21 protein-coding genes are annotated in these 20,894 nt (G+C 41.8%); 12 read left to right on the top strand and 9 right to left on the bottom strand.

The genetic code is table 11. From position 1 onward, the window contains the following. Nucleotides 1-10 precede the first annotated feature (10 nt). Together yidD and AC1S8V_RS22285 are read right to left on the bottom strand one after the other, a co-directional pair. A complete protein-coding gene (yidD, locus tag AC1S8V_RS22290; RefSeq protein WP_482074551.1) occupies nt 11-238 on the bottom strand; it encodes a membrane protein insertion efficiency factor YidD in 228 nt (75 codons plus the stop codon). 292 nt (nt 239-530) lie between these two features. After that, nucleotides 531-755, bottom strand: coding sequence for a hypothetical protein (locus AC1S8V_RS22285; protein WP_076216355.1), 225 nt, complete (start codon nt 753-755; stop codon nt 531-533). A 262-nt stretch (nt 756-1,017) separates the two neighbouring features. On the opposite strand from AC1S8V_RS22285, the gene AC1S8V_RS22280 reads away from it, so the two are divergent. After that, the gene (locus AC1S8V_RS22280; RefSeq protein WP_482070804.1) at nt 1,018-1,611 is read left to right on the top strand and encodes a YdeI/OmpD-associated family protein; all 594 of its coding nucleotides are present in this window, start codon (nt 1,018-1,020) and stop codon (nt 1,609-1,611) included. A 120-nt stretch (nt 1,612-1,731) separates the two neighbouring features. Then, nucleotides 1,732-2,001, top strand: coding sequence for a type II toxin-antitoxin system HicB family antitoxin (locus tag AC1S8V_RS22275; RefSeq protein ID WP_482070803.1), 270 nt, complete (start codon nt 1,732-1,734; stop codon nt 1,999-2,001). A gap of 26 nt (nt 2,002-2,027) precedes the next feature. On the opposite strand, the gene AC1S8V_RS22270 is transcribed toward AC1S8V_RS22275, so the two are convergent. After that, complete coding sequence (locus AC1S8V_RS22270; RefSeq protein ID WP_482074550.1) at nt 2,028-2,540, bottom strand: DUF554 family protein; 513 nt, start codon at nt 2,538-2,540, stop codon at nt 2,028-2,030. Nucleotides 2,541-3,106: 566 nt separating this feature from the next. On the opposite strand from AC1S8V_RS22270, the gene AC1S8V_RS22265 reads away from it, so the two are divergent. Further along, a complete protein-coding gene (locus AC1S8V_RS22265; protein WP_482070802.1) occupies nt 3,107-3,904 on the top strand; it encodes a hypothetical protein in 798 nt (265 codons plus the stop codon). Between the two features lie 210 nt (nt 3,905-4,114). Here the strand turns inward: AC1S8V_RS22265 and AC1S8V_RS22260 are convergent, their stop codons facing one another. Both AC1S8V_RS22260 and AC1S8V_RS22255 read right to left on the bottom strand, forming a co-directional pair. Then, a complete protein-coding gene (locus AC1S8V_RS22260; RefSeq protein WP_482070801.1) occupies nt 4,115-5,437 on the bottom strand; it encodes an amidohydrolase family protein in 1,323 nt (440 codons plus the stop codon). Nucleotides 5,438-5,768: 331 nt separating this feature from the next. Next, the gene (locus AC1S8V_RS22255; RefSeq protein WP_482070800.1) at nt 5,769-6,380 is read right to left on the bottom strand and encodes a TetR/AcrR family transcriptional regulator; all 612 of its coding nucleotides are present in this window, start codon (nt 6,378-6,380) and stop codon (nt 5,769-5,771) included. Nucleotides 6,381-6,633: 253 nt separating this feature from the next. Here AC1S8V_RS22255 and AC1S8V_RS22250 point away from each other — a divergent pair, with 253 nt between their 5' ends. The 3 genes from AC1S8V_RS22250 to AC1S8V_RS22240 are packed head-to-tail and all read left to right on the top strand — an operon-like array spanning nt 6,634 to nt 9,299. Then, nucleotides 6,634-7,869, top strand: coding sequence for a hypothetical protein (locus AC1S8V_RS22250; protein WP_482070799.1), 1,236 nt, complete (start codon nt 6,634-6,636; stop codon nt 7,867-7,869). A gap of 7 nt (nt 7,870-7,876) precedes the next feature. Further along, on the top strand, nt 7,877-8,314 hold the full coding sequence (locus AC1S8V_RS22245) for a hypothetical protein (protein WP_339305306.1): 438 nt from the start codon (nt 7,877-7,879) through the stop codon (nt 8,312-8,314). After that, complete coding sequence (locus AC1S8V_RS22240) at nt 8,304-9,299, top strand: hypothetical protein (protein WP_339305304.1); 996 nt, start codon at nt 8,304-8,306, stop codon at nt 9,297-9,299. The genes AC1S8V_RS22245 and AC1S8V_RS22240 overlap by 11 nt, the downstream gene beginning before the upstream one ends. A 5-nt stretch (nt 9,300-9,304) precedes the next feature. On the opposite strand, the gene AC1S8V_RS22235 is transcribed toward AC1S8V_RS22240, so the two are convergent. Then, nucleotides 9,305-9,520: a helix-turn-helix domain-containing protein gene (locus AC1S8V_RS22235; RefSeq protein WP_482070798.1), complete on the bottom strand. Its 216-nt coding sequence runs from the start codon at nt 9,518-9,520 to the stop codon at nt 9,305-9,307. Between the two features lie 108 nt (nt 9,521-9,628). Between AC1S8V_RS22235 and AC1S8V_RS22230 the strand changes: the two genes are divergently transcribed. The 4 genes from AC1S8V_RS22230 (at nt 9,629) to AC1S8V_RS22215 (ending at nt 13,678) form a co-directional block, all read left to right on the top strand. Continuing rightward, complete coding sequence (locus AC1S8V_RS22230) at nt 9,629-9,898, top strand: hypothetical protein (protein WP_482070797.1); 270 nt, start codon at nt 9,629-9,631, stop codon at nt 9,896-9,898. Between the two features lie 199 nt (nt 9,899-10,097). After that, the gene (locus AC1S8V_RS22225) at nt 10,098-11,135 is read left to right on the top strand and encodes an ROK family protein (protein WP_482070796.1); all 1,038 of its coding nucleotides are present in this window, start codon (nt 10,098-10,100) and stop codon (nt 11,133-11,135) included. A 307-nt stretch (nt 11,136-11,442) separates the two neighbouring features. Then, the gene (locus AC1S8V_RS22220; protein ID WP_482074549.1) at nt 11,443-12,642 is read left to right on the top strand and encodes an MFS transporter; all 1,200 of its coding nucleotides are present in this window, start codon (nt 11,443-11,445) and stop codon (nt 12,640-12,642) included. A 211-nt stretch (nt 12,643-12,853) separates the two neighbouring features. Continuing rightward, the gene (locus AC1S8V_RS22215) at nt 12,854-13,678 is read left to right on the top strand and encodes a DUF2971 domain-containing protein (RefSeq protein ID WP_482070795.1); all 825 of its coding nucleotides are present in this window, start codon (nt 12,854-12,856) and stop codon (nt 13,676-13,678) included. Between the two features lie 206 nt (nt 13,679-13,884). Here the strand turns inward: AC1S8V_RS22215 and AC1S8V_RS22210 are convergent, their stop codons facing one another. Next, nucleotides 13,885-14,490 carry a DedA family protein gene (locus tag AC1S8V_RS22210; protein WP_482070794.1) on the bottom strand — a complete coding sequence of 202 codons (606 nt, stop codon included), beginning with the start codon at nt 14,488-14,490 and terminating at the stop codon, nt 13,885-13,887. Nucleotides 14,491-14,778: 288 nt separating this feature from the next. Here AC1S8V_RS22210 and AC1S8V_RS22205 point away from each other — a divergent pair, with 288 nt between their 5' ends. Both AC1S8V_RS22205 and AC1S8V_RS22200 read left to right on the top strand, forming a co-directional pair. Next, nucleotides 14,779-17,946: a GNAT family N-acetyltransferase gene (locus AC1S8V_RS22205; protein ID WP_482070793.1), complete on the top strand. Its 3,168-nt coding sequence runs from the start codon at nt 14,779-14,781 to the stop codon at nt 17,944-17,946. Continuing rightward, complete coding sequence (locus tag AC1S8V_RS22200) at nt 17,933-18,811, top strand: amidohydrolase family protein (RefSeq protein WP_482070792.1); 879 nt, start codon at nt 17,933-17,935, stop codon at nt 18,809-18,811. The genes AC1S8V_RS22205 and AC1S8V_RS22200 overlap by 14 nt, the downstream gene beginning before the upstream one ends. 127 nt (nt 18,812-18,938) lie before the next feature. Here the strand turns inward: AC1S8V_RS22200 and AC1S8V_RS22195 are convergent, their stop codons facing one another. Beyond that, on the bottom strand, nt 18,939-19,334 hold the full coding sequence (locus AC1S8V_RS22195; RefSeq protein WP_482074548.1) for a DUF5412 family protein: 396 nt from the start codon (nt 19,332-19,334) through the stop codon (nt 18,939-18,941). A gap of 522 nt (nt 19,335-19,856) precedes the next feature. Further along, a complete protein-coding gene (locus AC1S8V_RS22190; protein WP_482070791.1) occupies nt 19,857-20,894 on the bottom strand; it encodes a hypothetical protein in 1,038 nt (345 codons plus the stop codon).

Raw genomic sequence — 20,894 nt, 5'->3', positions numbered from 1 at the left:
CCTTTTGGTTTTATGGATAATCATATCCTCCACCGTTGATATTACATTTCCGAAGACGCTGGATCCCAAGGGAAAGGCCTTTGACCGCCCCGTATTTCTCAATAGTTTGAATCATATATACAGAACAGCTTGGTTCAAAACGACATTTGTTCCTCACTTCAATAGGGGCCAACCGTTGATAAATTCTAATACTCCATATCAGGATCACTCTAGCACGTAGTAGAACTATGAAAAACATACTTGCTATGAAAACAATCTGGGCACTTAGCAAAGCATATACTGGAATGAATGGATTCAAGAGATAAAAACAGATCATAGAGATGATTAGCCCTGTGAATAATGCAAGTGTAACGTTAAGCAAAGACTTCAACCAATCGATTTCTGGAATAACATGAGTTCTTATATAGAAACTGCTTCGAGGATCGTTTTCTTCATGATGTGTATGTAAGAGTCTAATAAGTTCTTCTTCGGATGGCATGTTATTATATATCAGTTCCTCAGATTCTGAGTTTCTCATGATTGTTGTACTGTTATTGAATCTCTCTGTAGAAAATCAGCATATAATGATGCGTTGTAACGGGTTGCTGGAGACAACCGGGTTTCTCGGTGACAGCTAACGACTCCATGGATTGATAGATCCATCCAGATTGTGCTTTGTGATTAATGATATCAGCAAATAAATTAACAGCAGCCTGAGTATCACCTCGGTTTACTTGAACATTTTTGGGACCTGGAACAACTGTGTACTCTCTCATTTAAATCATCCTTTCATATGTTGGAATTATGATAATAGACATTCCATTATTTTACTATGGGTATAGTAAACTGTCGATTGAAAATTATTAGATGAGATTGGATTAAATTTATCGGCCATCTAACAGGATGGTCATTGTTGCTATTAAGGTTTAAATTCAAGTAGAAAAGTCAATAAAAGCTCTGTAAGCAACGCTGTACAATCCACTGAAAACCAGTACAATTGAACCTATAAGAACATGAGATAAAGAGAGGTATTTCTCCATGACGGTTACAAGTGGGAATCGCAAAGTTGACGGCTATCTAAAAAAACTCAAAACGTGGAAGGAAGAGTCCACAAAGCTGAGAGAGATTATTCAGGAGTTTGAACTGACAGAAGATATGAAATGGATGCATCCATGTTACATGCTCGATGGAAAAAACATCGTCTTAATCCATGGATTCAAAGAGTACGTGGCCATTCTGTTCTTCAAAGGTGCTCTACTGAAGGATACACACGGCATTTTGGTTCAGCAAACGGAGAATGTACAGGCAGAGCGCCAGCTTCGCTTCACCAGTCTGGAGCAGATTGTGGAGCAGGAAGCTATGATCAAAGCCTATATCCAGCAAGCGATTGAAGTGGAACAGGCCGGATTGCAAGTGGAGATGAAAAAGACTGCCGAATATAGCGTTCCCGAGGAACTTCAGCAGCAGTTCGATGATAATCCTGCCTTCCAGGCCGCATTTGAAGCACTAACACCCGGACGGCAGCGGGCATATCTCTATTATTTCTCACAACCGAAACAATCCAAAACGAAAGTCTCACGAATAGAGAAGTACATGCAGCCGATCCTGGAGGGCAAAGGATTGAATGATTAATCTTATAACAATATATTTGAGGGAAATTAAGAGTTAAACGAGTTGAAAGCCTTTCAGATATAATCCGAAAGGCTTTTTGCTGTTTTTGCTAAAAGTTTAAGTAACAGGAGAGTGTCCCATATGATTCGAACTTACCAATACTACGCAATTTTTAATTTTGCTGAGGATGGAATTAATGTTACATTTCCTGATCTGCCTGGATGTATCACCTGTGGCGATTCAGTTGAAGAAGCATTATTCATGGCGAAAGAAGCACTTGAATTATTTTTGGATGGAGAACCTGTTGAAGATATTCCGCCTCCTCAAAGCATAATGCCACAATTATTGAATCCTAAAGATAAAGCGTATTTGATTGAAGCAAGTATTACGCATCTGAATTCACCAAACTGAGTTTAGAACATCGTCGACTTCTTGACTCACGACCCTCGAGGCTGCCTGAACTCTTTAGGGGTCATCCCGCATTTTTCTTTAAATATCCGATAAAAGTACTTCGTATCCTGTATTCCTACCTCTCTAGCAATGGTTTGCACACTCCAATCGGTTTCGAATAACAGTTCGCAATTTCGTTGTATACGTTTATTTTGTGACATCTGCGTCAGGGTGATCTCATTCAGGGTACTCGTCGTCATGATGACGGATAAGAAATCAGCCGAGATGATCCCAACCCCGGAGGTGGATCCTAGAATCAATGACGTAATGCCAGAGAAGATCGTATTGATTTGCAAAAAGGTATTATCCCCCTGTAATGCACTTTGCAGTGGCCCCAGAATCGGGATCGATCCCACGCACAACAATGAGATGGCAACAGTTGATCCTTCATTTAAACCATTGGACGAGAATCTGGTCATGATGTTGGACAAGTTCTCGAAATTAATTAGTTGTCCAATGATGCAGCCTAAGGTTAGGAAGAAGAACGACGTTGGGTTTATTTTGGTACCAACGAATGATTTCGTCGTCCATTTCGGAACAATGGTATCGACACCAACTGTAACGCAACCCTTACGTCTTCCATGCTTTCCATGGGGAGTCGCTCAACAGTTCTAGATAAGGAACACCATGTTCATCCGTGACAATTAGGAAAATACCGGAGATGATCAGATTCGGGCTGACAAATCATCGTTGTTAATCTCATCCCACAGCTGCACTTCAGGTAAAAAAATTCTCCCACACGGAGCATCGTTGTCACACCCGCATGGAGTACAGTCGATGCGTTATGTTTCATTCTTTTTTTTAAATATTATTGAAAACATTTTAAAAAAAAGGAAACATTTATGATAAATTACTCGTTATATGGGTCATGCAGTTGCTATTTATGGCTATAGTAATACTCCAACATATACTTATTATATGCATTATCTGGACCCTTGGGATGGTGTGAAAACTTCAATGGAATTCTCGAAATTTAACGGAGGTACGGGAGCAGAAAGAACGTGGAGATGGGGACTTAAAGACTTTTGGCATTATCAATAAGGATTAGCTGAGGAGGTCTATAATCATGAAATATATTAGAATTTTAATGATGATAGGGATAGGTCTAATGGTCAGTTACATTATGGCTCCAAGTAGTTATGCCAGCAATGTACCTGAAGATGTACAGACCTTTGCTAAAGGACAAGGATTGGATGAATTCAAAAAAATGGTATTAGACGATCCTGTGGGATATGGCTATGAGAATGAAGAAGAAGTGAAGTCTGTCACTTTAGGCCCTGGCTTCGAAGTATACTTATTTGACTCTGAGAAATTTGAAAAAGTATCTGACAGTCTGATTGATGTGTCTAAGCCGACAGGACAGTATGACTTTATTGTGCAATCGGGCGGTGTTGGAAAGTCATTTCTTAGTATAGAACAATTTGAAGGTGAGTTCAGAGTAGTTCTTGCAGGAGGAGATGCCTCAAGGTTGGATGCGTCCTTAAATACGATGACAAAATCCTTATCTACTGACGTAGACACGCTTAATCCGGTATTAATCAAGGACGGAAATATCCGTTATTTGGCCGTGAAGATCAATGGTAAAGAAGTAAATATACCAGATGTACCTACTGAGAAAAAATCACTTATGGGAGGTATGGATAATAATCAGCTATGGGATTCCTCCAAGACGATTGATTTCTTAAAAGATGTGCAATCCCAAGGAGTCGATCCAGAAGTAGACGGTGCGGGTGGCTATCCGGTCATCAACTCCGATACATCTGCGAATAATTATATGAGTATAACAATAATAAGTTTGGTTATTGCTTTAGTAGGCTCAATAGTAGTGTACATGTGGGTAAGAAAAAGACAGAGCTTGAAATGATTTAAACTCCACATACACTACATTTAACGAAGAACTCACCTTCCGTTCACAAAAGTAAGCATGTTGAGGGTTAAATAGAAGTTTTGTTTAACCAAAAACAACTACGGTTTCAGGGTATCCTCCCTTCGTAGGTGCTTTTTTATACTGGGTTTTACATGTTTTTGAAGAGGGTGGTGGAATGATTTTGTTCATTAATATTCACTCCTGAATTCACCAAACTGAGTTTAGAACGTCGTCGACTTCTTTGATTCTTGTGACAGATGGTGTTTGAATTAGATTTCCTTTGACCATGACCATAGAGATGTCTGACAAGGCCTCGATATGTTCCAACGGATTTTGCTCCATGATAATCAGATCAGCATGTTTTCCGATATCCACCGTCCCTGTAACATCGTCAACGCCTAAGATCTTCGCATTGGTTCGGGTCACCATGTCGATGACCTGTTTGTTGTTCAGGTTGGCCTGTCTCATGTAGTGGTCCATCTCTCTCCACATATCATAATGAGTCACGTAAGGCATAGCGGCATCAGTGCCGATACCAATGGTGATGTCGTTTTCGATCGCTTGTTTCACACCTTTGAGCATGGAATCGTAGACGAGTCTTGAATTCTCTTTTACCGTTGCACTTACCTTTGTTACGTTGGTATCCAGTGAAGCGGATGGATAAGCAGCTTGCAGAGTAGGGATGAGTGCGGTGTAGCCATTCAGGGCATTGGGATTATTTTTGTACAAACGAATGATTTCGTCATCCATCTCCGAACCGTGCTCGATGGTATCGACGCCACCTTGTAACGCAACCCTTACACCTTCCGTGCTCTCAACATGCGCTGCCACCCGCAAACCAATCTTATGCGCTTCATCGCAGATCGCCGCAACTTCCTCCACCGTCATCTGTAAACGTCCAGCTTCGCCCACCATCTTCGCATCCGTCACGCCACCCGTAACACAGATTTTGATCAGATCCACGCCGTGTTTCACATTGATGCGCACACTCTTTCTGGCTTCCCACGGGGAGTCGCCCACCAGAGCGAGGAATGGAGCGCCGTGTCCGCCCGTGACACTTAGGAAAAACCCAGAGACAAGCAGATTAGGTCCGACAAAGTCGCCGTTATTAATCTCATTCCGCAGCTGGACGTCCGTGTAAAAGAATTCCCCCACACTGCGCATCGTCGTTACACCCGCGTGGAGTGCGGTCAGCGCGTTGCGTTTCATACGTTTTTTCAAAACGTTTCTACCAAACTTCGTGTTCAATATTCGATCATAGGCAAACTGCAACAAGCCTTCACTGACCGAAAGACTAAACGGTTTACCGTCTGCAAAGAGGTGCACGTGGGCGTTGATCAGTCCTGGCATTACGTATTTCCCTGAGAGGTCGATGGTTTTGTAGTGACTTGGGATATTCAGATCATGATCTCGGTCGATATCCTGGATAAGGCCTTTTTCATTGACGAGAATCGTCATGTTTTTTTGCAGATTGCGGCTTGAGTCGCCGTGGATCAGATTGATGTTTTTTAATGCGTAAGCGGTGTTCATGTTGTGTTCCTCCTTAGAATGTGGGGGTGAAGCTATATAAGTTGAATGATGGGTATGTACACTTGTCACTCCGATGACAGAACAACCTTCGGATCGCTGTTATCCCCAGATTTTTTTGATACCCTCTCATTAGGGGGAAATCCGGTGATAAAGGCGAACGCTAAATAGTTTGGTAAATGGTAAATATCCAACTTAAAAATGAATTATGAATTCGTTTTTGGGTCAAAAAAATAGAGCGACTTAATGTTAGATATTTTTTTGCGTGCAAACCAATTGGAGTTGATATGATCTGCACGCTATGTCTGCACGGCATAAATGATGAGATGGAGCGTTATTCGTTGAGGCTCTTCATACCGTACAGTCTGTATACATACAACGCTTCAAATATTTGTTTCCGGCTGCCCTCACTCATATCCCGCTTCAATAGATCCAGGTTCATGTCAATCACATTGTGCGCGAGAATGTTCAGCAAGATCAAGTTCTCCTCGGTACCAATCACATACCGTTTATATTGGTTCTTGAGGTAGGCCTTCTTGGTTTCGATCATCAGCTCAACAAGCTCGTTCTTGGCGTTGGTGTAGATGGTGCCTTTATTCTTTTCGAAGATGATCACGATCTGATTCCGGTATTTCCGTAATACGTCCACCTGTTCCTGCAACAGCGCCGACTTTCGTTCGCTATCCGTTTCCTCGAACAAGGTCTGGTTATCAAAGTGAATTGTCTCCACCAACACATTTTTTAAATAATCGACCAGATCCGGAGGCACGACGGCGTAGAATAATTCTTTCTTATTCTTAAAATAAGTATAGATATTGCCCACGGAAATATTGATCTCATCCGCGATATCGCTCATCTTGGCATCCACATAGCCTTTTTCAAAAAAGACCTTGAGCGCCGCGTATTCAATCTCTTTCCTGACTTCGTCTTTCTTGGCTTGCACCATTTGGAACGACTCCTTAATACTGAATGGTTGGTTCGTTATTAGGGTAGATCTTTTTGAGGGGAATGTCAAATGGATTACATTGATAAAAATAAAATACCATTGAAACAGAACGTATGTTCCTGTATAATCAAGTTATAAAATATATTATAAAAAAATATTCTTTATTCGACTAATATCGACAGGATGAATCGTCTTTACATGATATTCTTTATAAAAAGTTAGGTCGTAAGTACCTAAAAGGGAGGTCATGTAGTTGTTAGAATCAATCGTTGATATATCCGGAGATATTAAAAGAATTATAATGATGACTAAGGGAAGAACCTCTCATAAAAAACTAATTTGCATACAAGAATACATGAGAAGTCAACATAACCTTAATTGGAATTTAGAAAGTGTTGAGGATTTAGAAGAAAAACTAAATGATGTCAATATTGACCCTGAGATGATTTCTGAAATTTATGAATTATTAGATCAAAGCTTTTCTCAGGGATATCCATTCTTTGTATATGAATTATCGTTACTAAATAATGTTTCAGAGGATAACTTAAAGGAATCAATAGAGAAATGTTTCAAGTTAAATGTGGAATGTACTCCTTATCAAAAATCCTACATTTATTTGAAAAGGATAAGTGAAATCGAACACATTCAAGGAGACTCTTTGCGTTTTTCTGTTGTTTATGAGCAATTCGAAGAAAAACCTATAAGAGGAGGGGGGATAGAAAAAGGTAAGAGTGAAGAAAAGACTACTTTTGAAGTATTCTTTGATTTTAAGTTCTCATTATGTTATTTCAAGTCTGGTGATAAAAAACATACCCTTTGTGTACAAAAGTACTTATCTCGTAATATTAGTACCCTATCTTTGATTTCATTTTCTGTACCAACCAAGCTTAAAACAGTGACCTTTCTAGGGGATATTCCTATGGATAATCAAACTGCACTTATTTTAGATTTTCTTGAAGAACAATTGGAAATGGATGAATTCTTAATCACGGATTATTTCAGCATAACATTTGAAAATCGCAAAAGCACTAAAGTGAAAGCTGTAAGACTTAGTGGCAGTAATCTGTTTGAAAGCTATGAAGTAGCAGAGAGAATGAAGTATCAAGATAAAATAAAATCAGTAAAGTTCCAACTCGTGAAAGAGAAAAAAAGATTAGATGGTAATGTTTCTGTGGTACTTTCTGCGGTAAGAATTGATTTTCCGAGTACTTTCAAGGTTGTATTTAGTGAAATGCCAAATTCTGTGTACTATAGAGAGTTTATACAGCATATTGTCACAAGTATGAAAAAATCAATCTCTAAGGAACATAGCGCCTCGGAAATTGAACTTCGAATGGCGAGATTGATTAGGCTTGCAGAAGTTAAGGATTCTTATATTGTGCAACGTACATTAAACGAAATTAAAGATAAAATAGATCAATTATCACTAGAAGACAGTAGTAAAGAGGCAGTTTTAAATTTGCTTACAGAGTATATGCCTGTGAGGTGAGTATGGAGTGAAATATAGCGATGCATTTTTTCTTTATCATATAAAGAAGAATGAATTTGCAGGAGATATGATTAAAAGTCACCAAAGTTATTGGGTCAGATATCAGGAGGTGGATAATTATGTATGCTACTATTATTACATAATGGAATATGGCTTTCATGAAATTCCAGTATGGTTTAATTTCCATCTTAACTATGCAGTTATCTTTGTTAGTAATTCTGATTTTATTACAAATGTTATACGGGAGATCGAGGAAACATTTTATTTTCAATGTGAAGTGTTGGTTGTTGAAGATTTAAATCAAATAAACAATATAAATATAATTCCTAATGCGGGTTTTGTTCTTACAGATCTCTTGAAATTTGATTATGATCGTATCAAAACAATTAAAAAAGTATTAGGTGATAGGATTGGGTATGAAAGAGAATCTTTACATGAGTATTAAGGCTTTTTTCGAATACGTTTGGAGTTTATTGGTTGATTCAAGTGATGTAGTAGAATATGTAGGTTGGATAACAGCTAGTATCTTTGCGATTATTGCTGTTTTTTCTATTTTTTTAGCATTTCAATTTCAAGTAAATGTTAGTGATTCAGGAAAATTGATTGGAAAGATGAGAGAAGTATTTAAAAATAGAAAAATTGAAGACTTGATTAATGTACGTGAAGAATTCATAAGTGTTAATTCTAAATTTGTGATAGTTACGAATGCAGTGGATATTACACAAAGAGTAATTAAATTTCTTATCGGAATTTGGAGTGTGAGTGGTTTATCAGTTTTGGCTAGAGAGTCTTTTAGTGATGATATGGGATTTAATTTAATTCGATTCTGTTTGATAGCGAGTGTAACAATTCTATTTTTATATTTTGTTTCTAAACTGTCCCAAATAATTAGTGACTTTTCAAGTACAGAAGCAGAGAAAAATCAAATCTATAATCAAGAAGATCTTTGTGACATTGAGAAGTTAATTCCTATGAGAATAGATGTTACTGATATTATTTATCTTTCTAATCCAGCCTTTAGTTTCTCTACTTGGGGGGACGAGCCGTATGTTGAAACATCAATAGAACAAAATGTAGTATTCAGTAATTTCAACATCTTGTTAACAATTATTTCCGAGGAAGTACAAATCTTCATTGGTGCTTCAATAAAAAATCCTAAAAAGTCTACTTCCGTTCTATTTAGCTCACTAAATGATAGAGAAAAGATTAATCAATTTCTTTTTGAACATGGATTCACCTCATCTGATATATCCATCACAATTAGTGCTGGTGATATATTGAGCCATTATATGGCTCAGGTTGAAGTTTTAAATGAAGATAATTATAAAATAAGTATGGGAACAGAAATAAATAATTCTTGGTCACCACCATCTGACAAAATAGATCTTTTGAGACAGGGGCAAGAGTTTGTCTCAGTCCATTTTAATTAATAGCACTATATTTCTCTAATCTCAATAATCTCCCTAATATCATCAATATCCAACGCCTCAGCAATCCGTTCAATATGAGCAAAGTTGATGTTCTCTCGCTTCCCGGATTGTAACTCACTCAAAGCAGCGTGGCGGATATCGGCCATACGTGCTAATTCTCGCAGTGAAATGTTATGTTTTACCGTGAGTTTATGAATATTGACGACGACTTTCTTAGCCATGAGTATCACTCCTAAAATTTCCATATGGTCTTGACGTTACGCATGAGCGTACCATATACTTTTTGTATATCTGGTACTCTTATGCGTACCAATTTTAGGAGTGGTGACATGACAAGTACCAACAGCGAAGACTTAACTTTGCAGTACGCACAACTCGTAGAACAGGAAGACGATTACGTTAACCAACTGGTCACATGCAACAAACTCATCCTAGACGCCATGGACATTATCGCCAAGCGAGCAGGAGTGCTGCACATGGACACGGTGAAACAAGCAGCATATCACTTGCACGCCACGGAACAGGATCTGAACCGAAAGTTATTTAAAGTCCGACTGGAGAAGAGCATCTTGGCAAATCAAATGAGCCAGTCTACATAAAACCACCTTAACTAAAGGACAGAGCAGGATCACACAAGATGATCTTGAACTGTCTTTTTTTCTTTCTATCCATACGGTTTTCGTTCCCCAATAAGCATTGACTTTCCCCACAAATCCCCCTAAAATTCAATTATTAAAATACTTTTAAAAACATTCGATGAATGGTTCGAAATGAACGAAAGGAGGCATATAACTTACCATGTTACCCACATCACACAACACCCAACAGGTGAAGCGCATTAACGTTGAACTCGTGAAGAACACGCTCAGATCCATGGGCGTAGGCACGAAGGCTTCCATTGCGAACCTAACAAAACTCAGCGTAGCGACATGCGGCACGATCCTTAACGAATTACTCCAAACGGGTGAAATTATCGATCTGGGTCCAGATGAATCGAGCGGGGGAAGACCAGCGAGTCGGTATCAGTTTAATGCGGACTACGCCAGCGTACTGTGCCTGATTATTCGAACGGAGGGCGGCATTCACTCGATCACACATACATATGCCAATCTGAACGGGGAAATGGCCGACGAACAGACACTCATTTTGGATGAGATCAATGTCACGGTGGTAGAGGATCTAATTGCAAACCTGATTGAACAACACCATAATGTGCAGGCGATTGGTATCGGCATACCTGGTGTAGCACACAACGGTGTTATTGGCATTTGCGATGTACCGGAGCTGATGTATCAGCCGCTTGGCCCAAGGCTCAAGGAGCATTATGAAGACGTGGAAGTGGTCATTGGCAACGACATGAACCTGACGGTCTACGGACTTTACAACCAGCAGCAATTTGAGGAAGAGAAGAATTTTGCGGTGGTGACTTTTCCGGAGAATCATTTTCCGGGTGCAGGTTTTATCATTGATGGTCGTCCGCTGACAGGGAATACGCAATTTGGGGGCGAGGTGTCCTTCTTACCTTTTGGTGTGTCACGAGAAGAGCAGTTACGAATGTTGAAAACAACGGAAGGGTTGCAGGAACTGGTTGTACAGACGCTTGTATCCATCATTGCGATCATTAACCCGGCTACGATTGTGGTTACAGGGGATACGATGGACCCGGCCATGCGGGATGCCCTGACGCAAGGCTGTCTGGATCGAATGATTCCATTGGAGCACATGCCGGAGCTGATCATCCAAAGAGACACTCGGCGCGAATATGTTACGGGGCTGGTCGCAGTGACGCTGGAGAGCCTGACCTACCGCATTCAGGTGATTGAGAAGCAGTGGTAAAGGAAAAAGGAGATTTTACGAGTATTCTATTTTTAGGAATAAAGCTTAACCATGTTTCCTATTTCAAATGTACAAATCATTGACACGATAACGTAGAGGGCAGAACCAATCTGAAGAACGCCTTTATCACTGTATTTTCACCTTTAGGAAAAATTCAAAAAAATACAGGGATAACAGCGGTCGGAAGATGGTACTGCAATCGTAGTTATAACGTGTAATCATTTTCCTGAACACACTGGAGGAACTTATTTTGAATCAGCAAGCAGATACGCAAGGCAACAAACGAAAGTTCAACAAGCTGTACGCCATGCAACTGGCAACAATCTTTCTGGGATTTATCGTATTTGGCATATCGGAAAATATTAAGGGACCCGCCATCCCGCGCATTCAATTCGACTTCAATCTGGATGAGAAACAGCTAGGGACTTTATTGTCCCTGAACGCACTGGGGTACCTAATCGCCTGCTCCTTCACGGCTATTCTGGTACGCAAATGGGGCATCAAGGCAGTTAGCATCATTTCGTTTGCCTCGATGATCCTCTCGGGTGTGTTCATTTATGTGTCTCATACCTATCCACTCTTCGCTTCATCATACTTCTTTATGTACATCGGTAACGGCATGCTGGAGATTGCTTTGGCGATTCTGGGTGCGCGGATCTTTGTAAAAAACACAGGTACAATGATGAACCTGTCCCATTTCTTCTATGGGCTAAGTTCAACGGTAGCGCCTTTATTGGCGACAGGTGTGATGTCTTTGCGCGTGTTTGGACACGAGCTGGACTGGCGCGGCATGTATCTGGTGATGTTGTCACTCTGTCTGCTACCAATTATTGCGGCGCTGCGCAGTAAATTTCCAGGGGACGATCTTCCTCATGAAGATCGGACTTCACTGAAGACGTTAACACGTGATCCTGCTCTTTGGCTGATGGTGCTCATTCTTTCTTTTGGCGTGGTATCGGAGCTGGCGGTTGGGGGTTGGCTGGTTAATTTCCTGGAAAAAGCCTACACGTGGGACACGGTCAAAGCATCCGGGTTATTATCTGCGTTCTTCCTCACGTTCTCGCTGGGACGCCTGCTGCTTGGACCATTGACAGACCGGATCGGATTTGTATTGTCACTGATTCTGTTCTCGGCTTTCTCGGGAGTATGTACGTTCGTGGCGCTTGCAGGGGGAGAGCGTCTTGCGATTTTCTTTGCGATATCTGGCGCGGGAATAGCGATGATCTATCCAACCGTTATGGCGTTTATCGCACGCAGATATCCAAACGGCAGTGACACCGCGATTACGTTCACGGTTACCTTGATGGGGGTTGGTAGTGTCATTGGTAACTATGTGATTGGCTGGGTGATTGAGGGTGTGAAGAATCTGTACGGTTCAACAACTCAGTTGGGGCTGCTGCGCGGGCTTCAGGCGGGATATGGATTCATCGGTTTATGTGCTGTGATCTGTGCGGTATCTGGCGTAGTGTTGTATGTGTATTTGAAGCGAAGGCAGGAACTGATATAGTTATTATTTAGGTTATCTTTTTCAATGAGATAACCTTTTTTTTGAGTTAAAAATATTGAATGTGTTAATAGGGAGGGAGAAATAAATTATATATGTTCTCAGTACTTTTCAGTGTTGTATACTGAATAAGATCAACTTGGTTGAATTTAATTAAATTGATCCAGTAGCATTCTGAGAAGCATGTCAATATTTTAAGAAAGGAATGATATTAATGAGTAATAGCGATTTGGTTTATCATTATTGCAGTGTAGATACATTCTTCAGTATTTTGCACAATTCAACACTGAGACTCTCTGATATAAATAAAGTTAATGACTTCAAAGAGCGAAGATGGATACTTGAAAAAATTCTTTTAGAAATAAGAAAGCAATTTCTATCTCAACAAAACAATAAATCCAGCAATTTTTTTGAGGAGTTTTGGGATACAGTTGTCTCTTATGATTCTAATACATATATAGCCTGTTTTTCTAGCGAAGCAGACTTATTAAGTCAATGGAGAGGATATGCACAGGATGGAGAAGGCTTAGCGATAGGATTTTCTAAAAAAGTGTTAAATTCACTAGTAGTAGAACACTTCACTGCATTCAAGAAAGTAGTATATGGTAAATCTGAACAGAATGAATATATAGAAACAATACTTTCGAGTCTTGAAAATACTTCTATAGCATCTGCCATCCCAAACTTTCATACTAATGAAAGATTTAACATTCCTTACTATAAGAATCCTGCCTTTAAAGAAGAAAAGGAATGGCGGCTTGTTTATTATCAGAACTCGAGTTCGTTTCTTGATTATAACACTATTGGAGAGCCTAGAATAAAGGCTAACTTTTCAAAAATTAAAATGAGAAGTGATGGTGCACGTTTAATTTCGTATATGGAATTAGACTTTTCAAAGATTAAGAAGGAGCTTATTAAGAGTGTTGTAATTGGACCGAAGTCTAAGGTGAGCGAAGCAGACATAAAGCTATTTCTTTACTCTGAGGGGTACGATCCCAACAATATTAAAATAAAAGTATCATCCTGTTCTTATAAATGAACTAATTTAATTTGTCTGAATCGTCAAAGCCCCACTGATCGCCATGATCGGTGGGGCTTTGCATATGAATATACGAGTCGATTAGTACGGTATATCATCTATCACTAGTTTCTTAACAAATTATAACCAAAGGTCATGTAGAGTAAGGATTTTTTTCATCATATACCAGCTGCTCTACTATACGGTCCGCATTTCCTCAGGCAAGCCTATGACTTGTTCAAAGCCGTTCTTCTTTTCCAGCGTTTCAAAAGCACATACAATCCAAAAGCACCCAAGAAAACCACCGCTGCCGGAACGATATAAGGTTTAACAATCTCGTCCACATGCTCCCATTGAGAGCCTAATTTGAAGCCTAAGTAAATGTACAATGAGGTGATCGGAAGCATGGCCAAGAATGTAAAGATACTGAATTTAAACACATTCATCTTCGCCATTCCACAAGGGATGGAGATCACTGTCCGAATGCCGGGTACAAAACGTCCATAGAAAGCTACTCCGCTGCCATATTTCTCGAAGAACGTATCGGAAGCGTCCAGATGGTGGGGGCGAATCAAGAAATACTTGCCGAATTTTTCGACCATCGGTCTGCCGCCGTATCGTCCCAGGGCATATAACGTCAGAGGTCCAAACGTTCCGCCTACGGTACCAGCCAATATAGCCAGCCAAAGCTTCATATCCCCAAGATACACCCAATATCCCGCCATGGGCAGTACGAGTTCAGCAGGTACGAATTCAAACGACAAGGCAATAACCAGACCTGCGTATGACAAATCTTTAAAAAAGAGTATAAATTGCGTGATCCATTCTGTCATGCTTTCCCTCCATGAATCTATCTTTTTTATATATAAAAGAAACACTCCTGTACAAAGAGTAACAATAGCGAATAGAGCTTGTCAAAGTTCACATGTATGTCCATTTCAGTGCACACTGCGGCAATATGTTTACCCGTACATAAGGGTTGCATGGATTCATTGACACTTCATACAGAAATGGATACCGAGGCAATGATATAATGCTCTGAAAATGCTTCCAATTATAGTATGATAAGACTATCACTAGCTTCTTCACCATCCTATACATAAAGAGAAGGAGATCAGAACATGACCGTAACTTCGATTATCGACCAGATCCATATTATTGAATACGATCCCTCTTACGCTGCCGCACTCGCGGATATGTGGAACCGTAGTAATGAAAGCTGGGGAGGTGGCACCAACCTTAGAACAGAGGAAACAGTTCGCCGGGAGATGGAGAGTTCGTCCAATCTTTATGTGTTTCTAGCCGTTCATGAGAAAGAGGTTGTTGGCTTCTGCAGTTTTGCTCATTACCGCTATGACGAGAGAGCGCTATATGTACCGCTGCTTAACGTACGCCCCGACTATCACGGTTATAAAGTTGGACGTAATCTGATCCTGAATGCTGTGCGCAAGACCGTGGAGGCCGGATGGCCTCGCCTGGATCTGTTCACATGGGCAGGCAATACGAAGGCTGTACCGATGTACAAGAAATGCGGATTCTTCTGGGAGAAAAAAGATGACAATGTGCATCTGATGAATTTCATCCCCACGATCTTGCAGACCGAAGCACTCGCTCCTTATTTTGAGGAGTTGGATTGGTATGCGGATAGCACGCGTGAACTCGTGATCGAGCCGGATGGCCGACGGGAGGGCGGTTTTGATTTCTTTGACTACACGTGGAAAAAGGGAGATGTCTCCCTGCGGGCTGAATTTGAAAAGTCAGGTCGCGGGCTGACTGCCCTCGAAACACCGGATTACGAAATCTCAACAGAAGTCGATGATCATGATCTGGTTTTCGGTTCCAGTTATAAGGTTTGCTATCGCGTTAAGAACACTTCAGCTTCCGAACTGGCGGTTGAGATCAAGGGTGAGGATAACAAAAATATTCGATTTGCGCTGGACGTTGCACGAGCAGTGGCTCCGGGAGAAACCATCATCGTGGAAGGTGAGTTTCACCTTGATCCGATTACAGAGGAACAGAATAACAATAAGACCCACCCCGTGGTTGCCAGCACATGGTTGATCGGCGGTAAGAAAGCGGAGTTTAGGTTGGGTATCGCCCCGAAATTCCCGGCTAAGATCAAGACTATCTTGCCTGTGAAGGAGCTCTATCCAGGTATCCCGGCCCAGTTGGTTCTGAACGTGGAAAATAATGTGGATGCAGAAACGGAGTTCAGCTTGGACCTGCCAGAGGATGAATTCCTTGAATGGGCGGAGCGTTCGGTGCGCTTTACGGTTCCTGCCAAAGGCAAAATGTCTGTGCCAGTGCCCTTCACCTTGCGTTCATATGGTCTCTATTCCCAAGAAGTAGAAGTGACGGCTGTCCCAGCGGGGAACCACGCGATCTCTTTTACAAGCAAAATTTCTGTACTGATGAAGGGAATCGAAGGGAAATATGGCGGGCAGATTGAGGATCAATGGGTAGCTGTCAACGGCGGATTCTCGCTCCATATGAACAAGCATGATAATGTCATGTGGATTGAATACCCGGGCTCCCGTCATTCGTTCTGGTGGACTTATCCGAAGCTGGGTAAGCCGTTTGCCGAAGAGTTATCCAAGAAACAAGCAAAAGAAGTGAATATTTATGCTGAAGGGGAACGTCAGGTTCTTGAAGCACTGTATGACTCGGAGGATTTCCCAGGTTTGCAGATTAAGTCCGTGGTCAAGCTGTCTGCGAATGGAATCGCCGAATTCTACCATGAAGTCGAAAATACACGAGACACCGCCTGGGAAGAGGACCTGTATCTAATGAATAACTTTGGGTTCTATGGTAACAGGTTAATCCTTCCTTATCAGGGGCGCTTCGTGGATATGGGTGATGATTATGCGGGTGATCCGAACCATTGGGACAGTTCACAGATTACGGAAAACTGGCTGTTTTGCAAGGAAGAGTATGGCGCGTGCGGCATCTATTGGGATCCTTCTCTGAAGCTGCTTCGTCCGGAATACACGCTGGGGTTGCAGCATGAGCTTGGCCGTATTCCCGCAGGAGCCGTTGTGCGGACAAAAGCAACTGTATATGCTTTGAACACGTTTGCCAAGTGGCATGATTTCCGTGCGTTTGCCCGGAAGCAGCGTAATCCGGTCATTCCATTGCTGAACAGTCATCTGGACCTAACGCTGAGTGAGGGGAATCCATTTGCCCCGGATGTGCTACAAGCAACGTTGACTGAACACAAACTGGTTCCGCTTGCGGGCAAGCTGGAGCTGTATGTACAGCAGGGTGGCGAACCGGAAGTTATGGCCAATGCTAAGGAATTCAATCCAGAGCAGAACCTAAACTCCGCCAAGCTGACATTCTCACCAGACGAAGCGGACCGCCACCAGCACGTGAGTGGTTGGAAAGTTCGTGGGCTATACCGGGGCGAAGATCGGATTCAGGAGCGAACAGCCCTTTGGTTCCCGCAGAGCGGAGCAGAGGTGAAGCAGATGATTGAAGAAAGTCCATCTGGACCAGTGTATACCGTAGATAATGGAGTATTGTCAATCGCCGTTGCCCCGGACTTCGGGAGCGTAGTGCACTCCCTGAAATATGCAGGAGAAGAATGGCTGGATAGCTCGTACCCTGAACCGGCTCCACGCTCGTGGTGGAATCCGTGGTACGGCGGACTGGGTGTGGGGGTTCCGGGCATGAATGGTTTCAGCCGCCAGTTGGAAGAGAGAGCCGCTTCCTGGACAGAGCACAAGGATCAATTCGGCAACGTCTGGAAGGGTATAAAGCTGACCACTCGAATTGAGAAGCATGAAGCGAATCGTGGAATCACGATTAACCAGCATTATCTGATGCTCCCGGGTGTCCCTGTGCTCTGCACGCTGCTTGCCGTGACAAACGAAAGCGGCCTGACGCTGACGAATTACTCGCTTGCGGAGGAACGTTTCCTCCAGCCTTCATCTGTATTTGCGGAAGGTTGGATAGAACAACCGGGTAAAGATCGATTCCCGCTCGGCAAGGTGGATGTGGGCCTGCCACTTGAAGACCTTTTGCGAGTAGGATCGGTTTCGCGTGAGAACATGCTGCATGCGGTCCATCGTTACCCGAATCAGAGTGCATGGGCTTTTGCCAATAATCAGGTGACGGGTCTGAACGTGACTCATCATCTGACAGTCCATCACGGGGAAACGGTCTGGACGGAGCCGACATATCTGGTTCTGGGACAGATCCCGCTAAGTTCAGCGGATGTGCATGACCTTCTAAAACTAACTTTTGCAACTTCTACCGATGAAAAGGAGGCTTCACATGCCGATCATTGATATTCACATTCATCTATCGGACATCGACAGCTTTCACCGAACAGCGATCGATCTGTCTAAAGTGGATTACTCTGCCGCTGGTCTTAAAGCGGAGTTTGATAAGAACGACGTCATTATGGGTATCGGAATGGGGGTTACGGAGCAGACGAAGGGAGCGTTCCCGGATTCCAGTTCCCCTAACCCGATGGGACTTGACCTGGAAGAGAAGGTTCCATCATTCCTCATGGAATGTGTGGGGATCAATCCCAATGCGCTAGACGGTAAACACGCTCAGGACGAGCTCGACCGGATTGAAGCAAGACTGCAATCCCCTGAGGTAGCCGGAATCAAACTCTATGCCGGATACTATCATCACTATGTGTATGACAAAATCTATACCCCGGTCTATGAACTCGCAGCCAAGTATAACTTGCCTGTGGTAATTCATACAGGAGACACCTACTCCATGAACGGGTTGCTTAAGTATTCGCATCCACTGACGGTGGATGAATTAGCCTTTCAGCAGCGCGGTGTGAACTTCATGATCTGTCATCTGGGTGATCCCTGGGTGATGGATGCAGCTGAAGTGGTGGCGAAGAATCCTAACGTGTATGCGGATTTGTCTGGTCTTGTGGTGGGGGATCGGCCTCATTTTGAACGGTTCATGAACGAGCCTTTGTTCATGGATCATTTCCGCCGCGCCTTGGTCTATTCGGATCATTACGAGAAGATGCTGTTTGGCACCGACTGGCCGCTTGCGCCCATCGATCTGTATGCCGAATTTGTCCGCCGACTTGTACCAGAGCAGCATCATGATAAGGTGTTCTATGAGAATGCCTTTGGGCTATTTCCACGTATTGGACAGCGGATTGCGGAGCTGGGTTAAGCGGGGGATATGATTTCAACACGGAATTCGTGGTTATATAAACTTTTATCACAAAAAAATGCCCTATAGAGTAGACACGTATAAGTCTCTCTGTAGGGTGTTTTTTTGCATCCATGCATCATTTCCATTAGTAATCCTTGGTGTGCCCTTTACTTACATTCACTTTGTGTTCATTGATTAGAATCGTATGGTTATTGTCCCATTTCAAGTCAACCTGATCTACCTTGTTCTCCCGATAAATCACTTTTCTAAACCAAAGTGGTCCCTGCAACTCCCCGATAATCCCGAATGTCCCCATAGCACCTGCGTCCGTTTTATAGAAATGGATTGTATACTGTTGATCTGGCGATAGGGTAGTCGTAAGGAATTCCTTTGCTCCTGAGAACATCGAAGTAAATGACACGACAACAATCAGTACGAAGATCAGTATTGAAGAGAGAACCGTGGAGACCCAACTCCGTATCTTCGCATATATGTTCGACGTATCTTGAAAACCACATATAGCTAAGACGAGTACTATCATAGAACCAATTAGAATTACATAGCTGGGTGGACTGATTAGCCATTGATTATTCATGTTAGCGTACAACGAGTATAACGAAATGAAGTACATCATGAGGACGGAAAACAATGCGATCCAGCTTATTTTTTTGATCAAAGACAAGACACCTCTTCTCACTAATAAATCTAATTTTACTCTAATAACCTTTGTGGGTATCACTAATGAAAAAAGCCTGACACCTTTACGCGAGAAAGCAAGGTAAGCTTCCATGTTCTGGTTGAAGTCAATGAGGAACACGATAAAGGACACGATCACGTAGATCAGTTTTACACTCAATAAAATGCGCATGACATTTAATAACGTGGATAATGTTGTTTTTACATTGACCAAACAACTTGCCGAAAAGGCTTTCAGGTTCAAAACCAGCTAGGATAACAGTCTGAGTAGCACATTCATTAAAAAAAAACCTCCCGTCCAGAAAAACATTCGGATTGGGAGGTGTCTTCTACATGAATAAGGTTTACTCCATTCAGCTTGCAGGGATTATCGCTTTTCGTTAACGGGATCAGATACAAGCATGAAGTTATTAATGAAACCTTCTTTTTGCAGAAAAATAGTTTCCATCTCATTCGTTCTCAAATCGTAGTAATAAATGCCTCGCTCTGTATTTCCTTTTCCTTTTTCTCCTAGAAAATAAAAACCTTCACCGCTTTTGTCTAGGAATAATTCACTGCTAGCCTTAATGGGAAGGTCAAGTTTCTTTCTCTGTCCTGTTTTCATATCTACCAGGCTGTATTCAATGGGATACTTATTAATATATTTTGCAGTGGCAATGAGAATTTGATTGCCTCTTGTAGATAAGGTTAAAATTTGTTCATTCTCAAGTTCAATAACCTTACGAGTCTTTTTCGTTACTGGACTGATTTCGATGATGGTATGATTCGGGGGAACCATAGGTTTTTGTGTCTGATTAGACTCCTCCATATGCTGATACTGTTCTTCTTCGGAATATTGAATGGCGTAGGATTTGCTTGTTTCCGGATCATAAGAAATATCCCATGTAGTTGTATCTGAATCATCGTCATTCAATATCGTCATTTCCTGCGTTTCTTTGTCCAAGAACATGACTTTTACAGGCCGTTCCCCTTTTTTGACAGCAGACATCACCAGTGTATGATCAACGGTATCCGGAATAATCGAATTGATAGCAAATAAATTAGAACTTAATTGCTGAATATGTTGTGTTTGTATATCATATGCAAATAATTCATCACCTTTATCTTTGCCCGCTCCTGAATAATAGACGGTATCTTCTGCCAAGGAAACTACGGTCAAGGGATATTGAGAGTTATAAGGCAAGTCGGTCATTTTATTGAGGGCTTTGCTTTGTATATCATATGTGTATACATTCATCATCATTCCATCATTGGGATCTGTGCCATTCACATACTCTGTATTGGTTATTGACAGATACTCATGGTTTTGTGCAACAATCGATTTTATTTCGACAGGCGGGGGTTCAACTACTGTTTCTTCGATACCACATCCTGAAATGAAGAGAAGTAAAATGATTGAGGCCAA

The sequence above is a fragment of the Paenibacillus sp. B46(2026) genome (assembly GCF_056786355.1).
The sequence above is the reverse complement of the archived record's forward strand: the minus strand, read 5'-3'. Positions and strand labels throughout refer to the sequence as shown.

Coding starts and splice junctions, on each gene's coding strand:
- yidD (WP_482074551.1), bottom strand. CDS start 238: ATGTTTTTCATAGTTCTACTACGTGCTAGAGTGATCCTGATATGGAGT.
- AC1S8V_RS22265 (WP_482070802.1), top strand. CDS start 3,107: ATGAAATATATTAGAATTTTAATGATGATAGGGATAGGTCTAATGGTC.
- AC1S8V_RS22220 (WP_482074549.1), top strand. CDS start 11,443: ATGCAACTGGCAACAATCTTTCTGGGATTTATCGTATTTGGCATATCG.
- AC1S8V_RS22280 (WP_482070804.1), top strand. CDS start 1,018: ATGACGGTTACAAGTGGGAATCGCAAAGTTGACGGCTATCTAAAAAAA.
- AC1S8V_RS22240 (WP_339305304.1), top strand. CDS start 8,304: ATGAGTATTAAGGCTTTTTTCGAATACGTTTGGAGTTTATTGGTTGAT.
- AC1S8V_RS22205 (WP_482070793.1), top strand. CDS start 14,779: ATGACCGTAACTTCGATTATCGACCAGATCCATATTATTGAATACGAT.
- AC1S8V_RS22235 (WP_482070798.1), bottom strand. CDS start 9,520: ATGGCTAAGAAAGTCGTCGTCAATATTCATAAACTCACGGTAAAACAT.
- AC1S8V_RS22225 (WP_482070796.1), top strand. CDS start 10,098: ATGTTACCCACATCACACAACACCCAACAGGTGAAGCGCATTAACGTT.
- AC1S8V_RS22285 (WP_076216355.1), bottom strand. CDS start 755: ATGAGAGAGTACACAGTTGTTCCAGGTCCCAAAAATGTTCAAGTAAAC.
- AC1S8V_RS22260 (WP_482070801.1), bottom strand. CDS start 5,437: ATGAACACCGCTTACGCATTAAAAAACATCAATCTGATCCACGGCGAC.
- AC1S8V_RS22275 (WP_482070803.1), top strand. CDS start 1,732: ATGATTCGAACTTACCAATACTACGCAATTTTTAATTTTGCTGAGGAT.
- AC1S8V_RS22200 (WP_482070792.1), top strand. CDS start 17,933: ATGCCGATCATTGATATTCACATTCATCTATCGGACATCGACAGCTTT.
- AC1S8V_RS22255 (WP_482070800.1), bottom strand. CDS start 6,380: ATGGTGCAAGCCAAGAAAGACGAAGTCAGGAAAGAGATTGAATACGCG.
- AC1S8V_RS22210 (WP_482070794.1), bottom strand. CDS start 14,490: ATGACAGAATGGATCACGCAATTTATACTCTTTTTTAAAGATTTGTCA.
- AC1S8V_RS22195 (WP_482074548.1), bottom strand. CDS start 19,334: ATGATAGTACTCGTCTTAGCTATATGTGGTTTTCAAGATACGTCGAAC.
- AC1S8V_RS22230 (WP_482070797.1), top strand. CDS start 9,629: ATGACAAGTACCAACAGCGAAGACTTAACTTTGCAGTACGCACAACTC.
- AC1S8V_RS22215 (WP_482070795.1), top strand. CDS start 12,854: ATGAGTAATAGCGATTTGGTTTATCATTATTGCAGTGTAGATACATTC.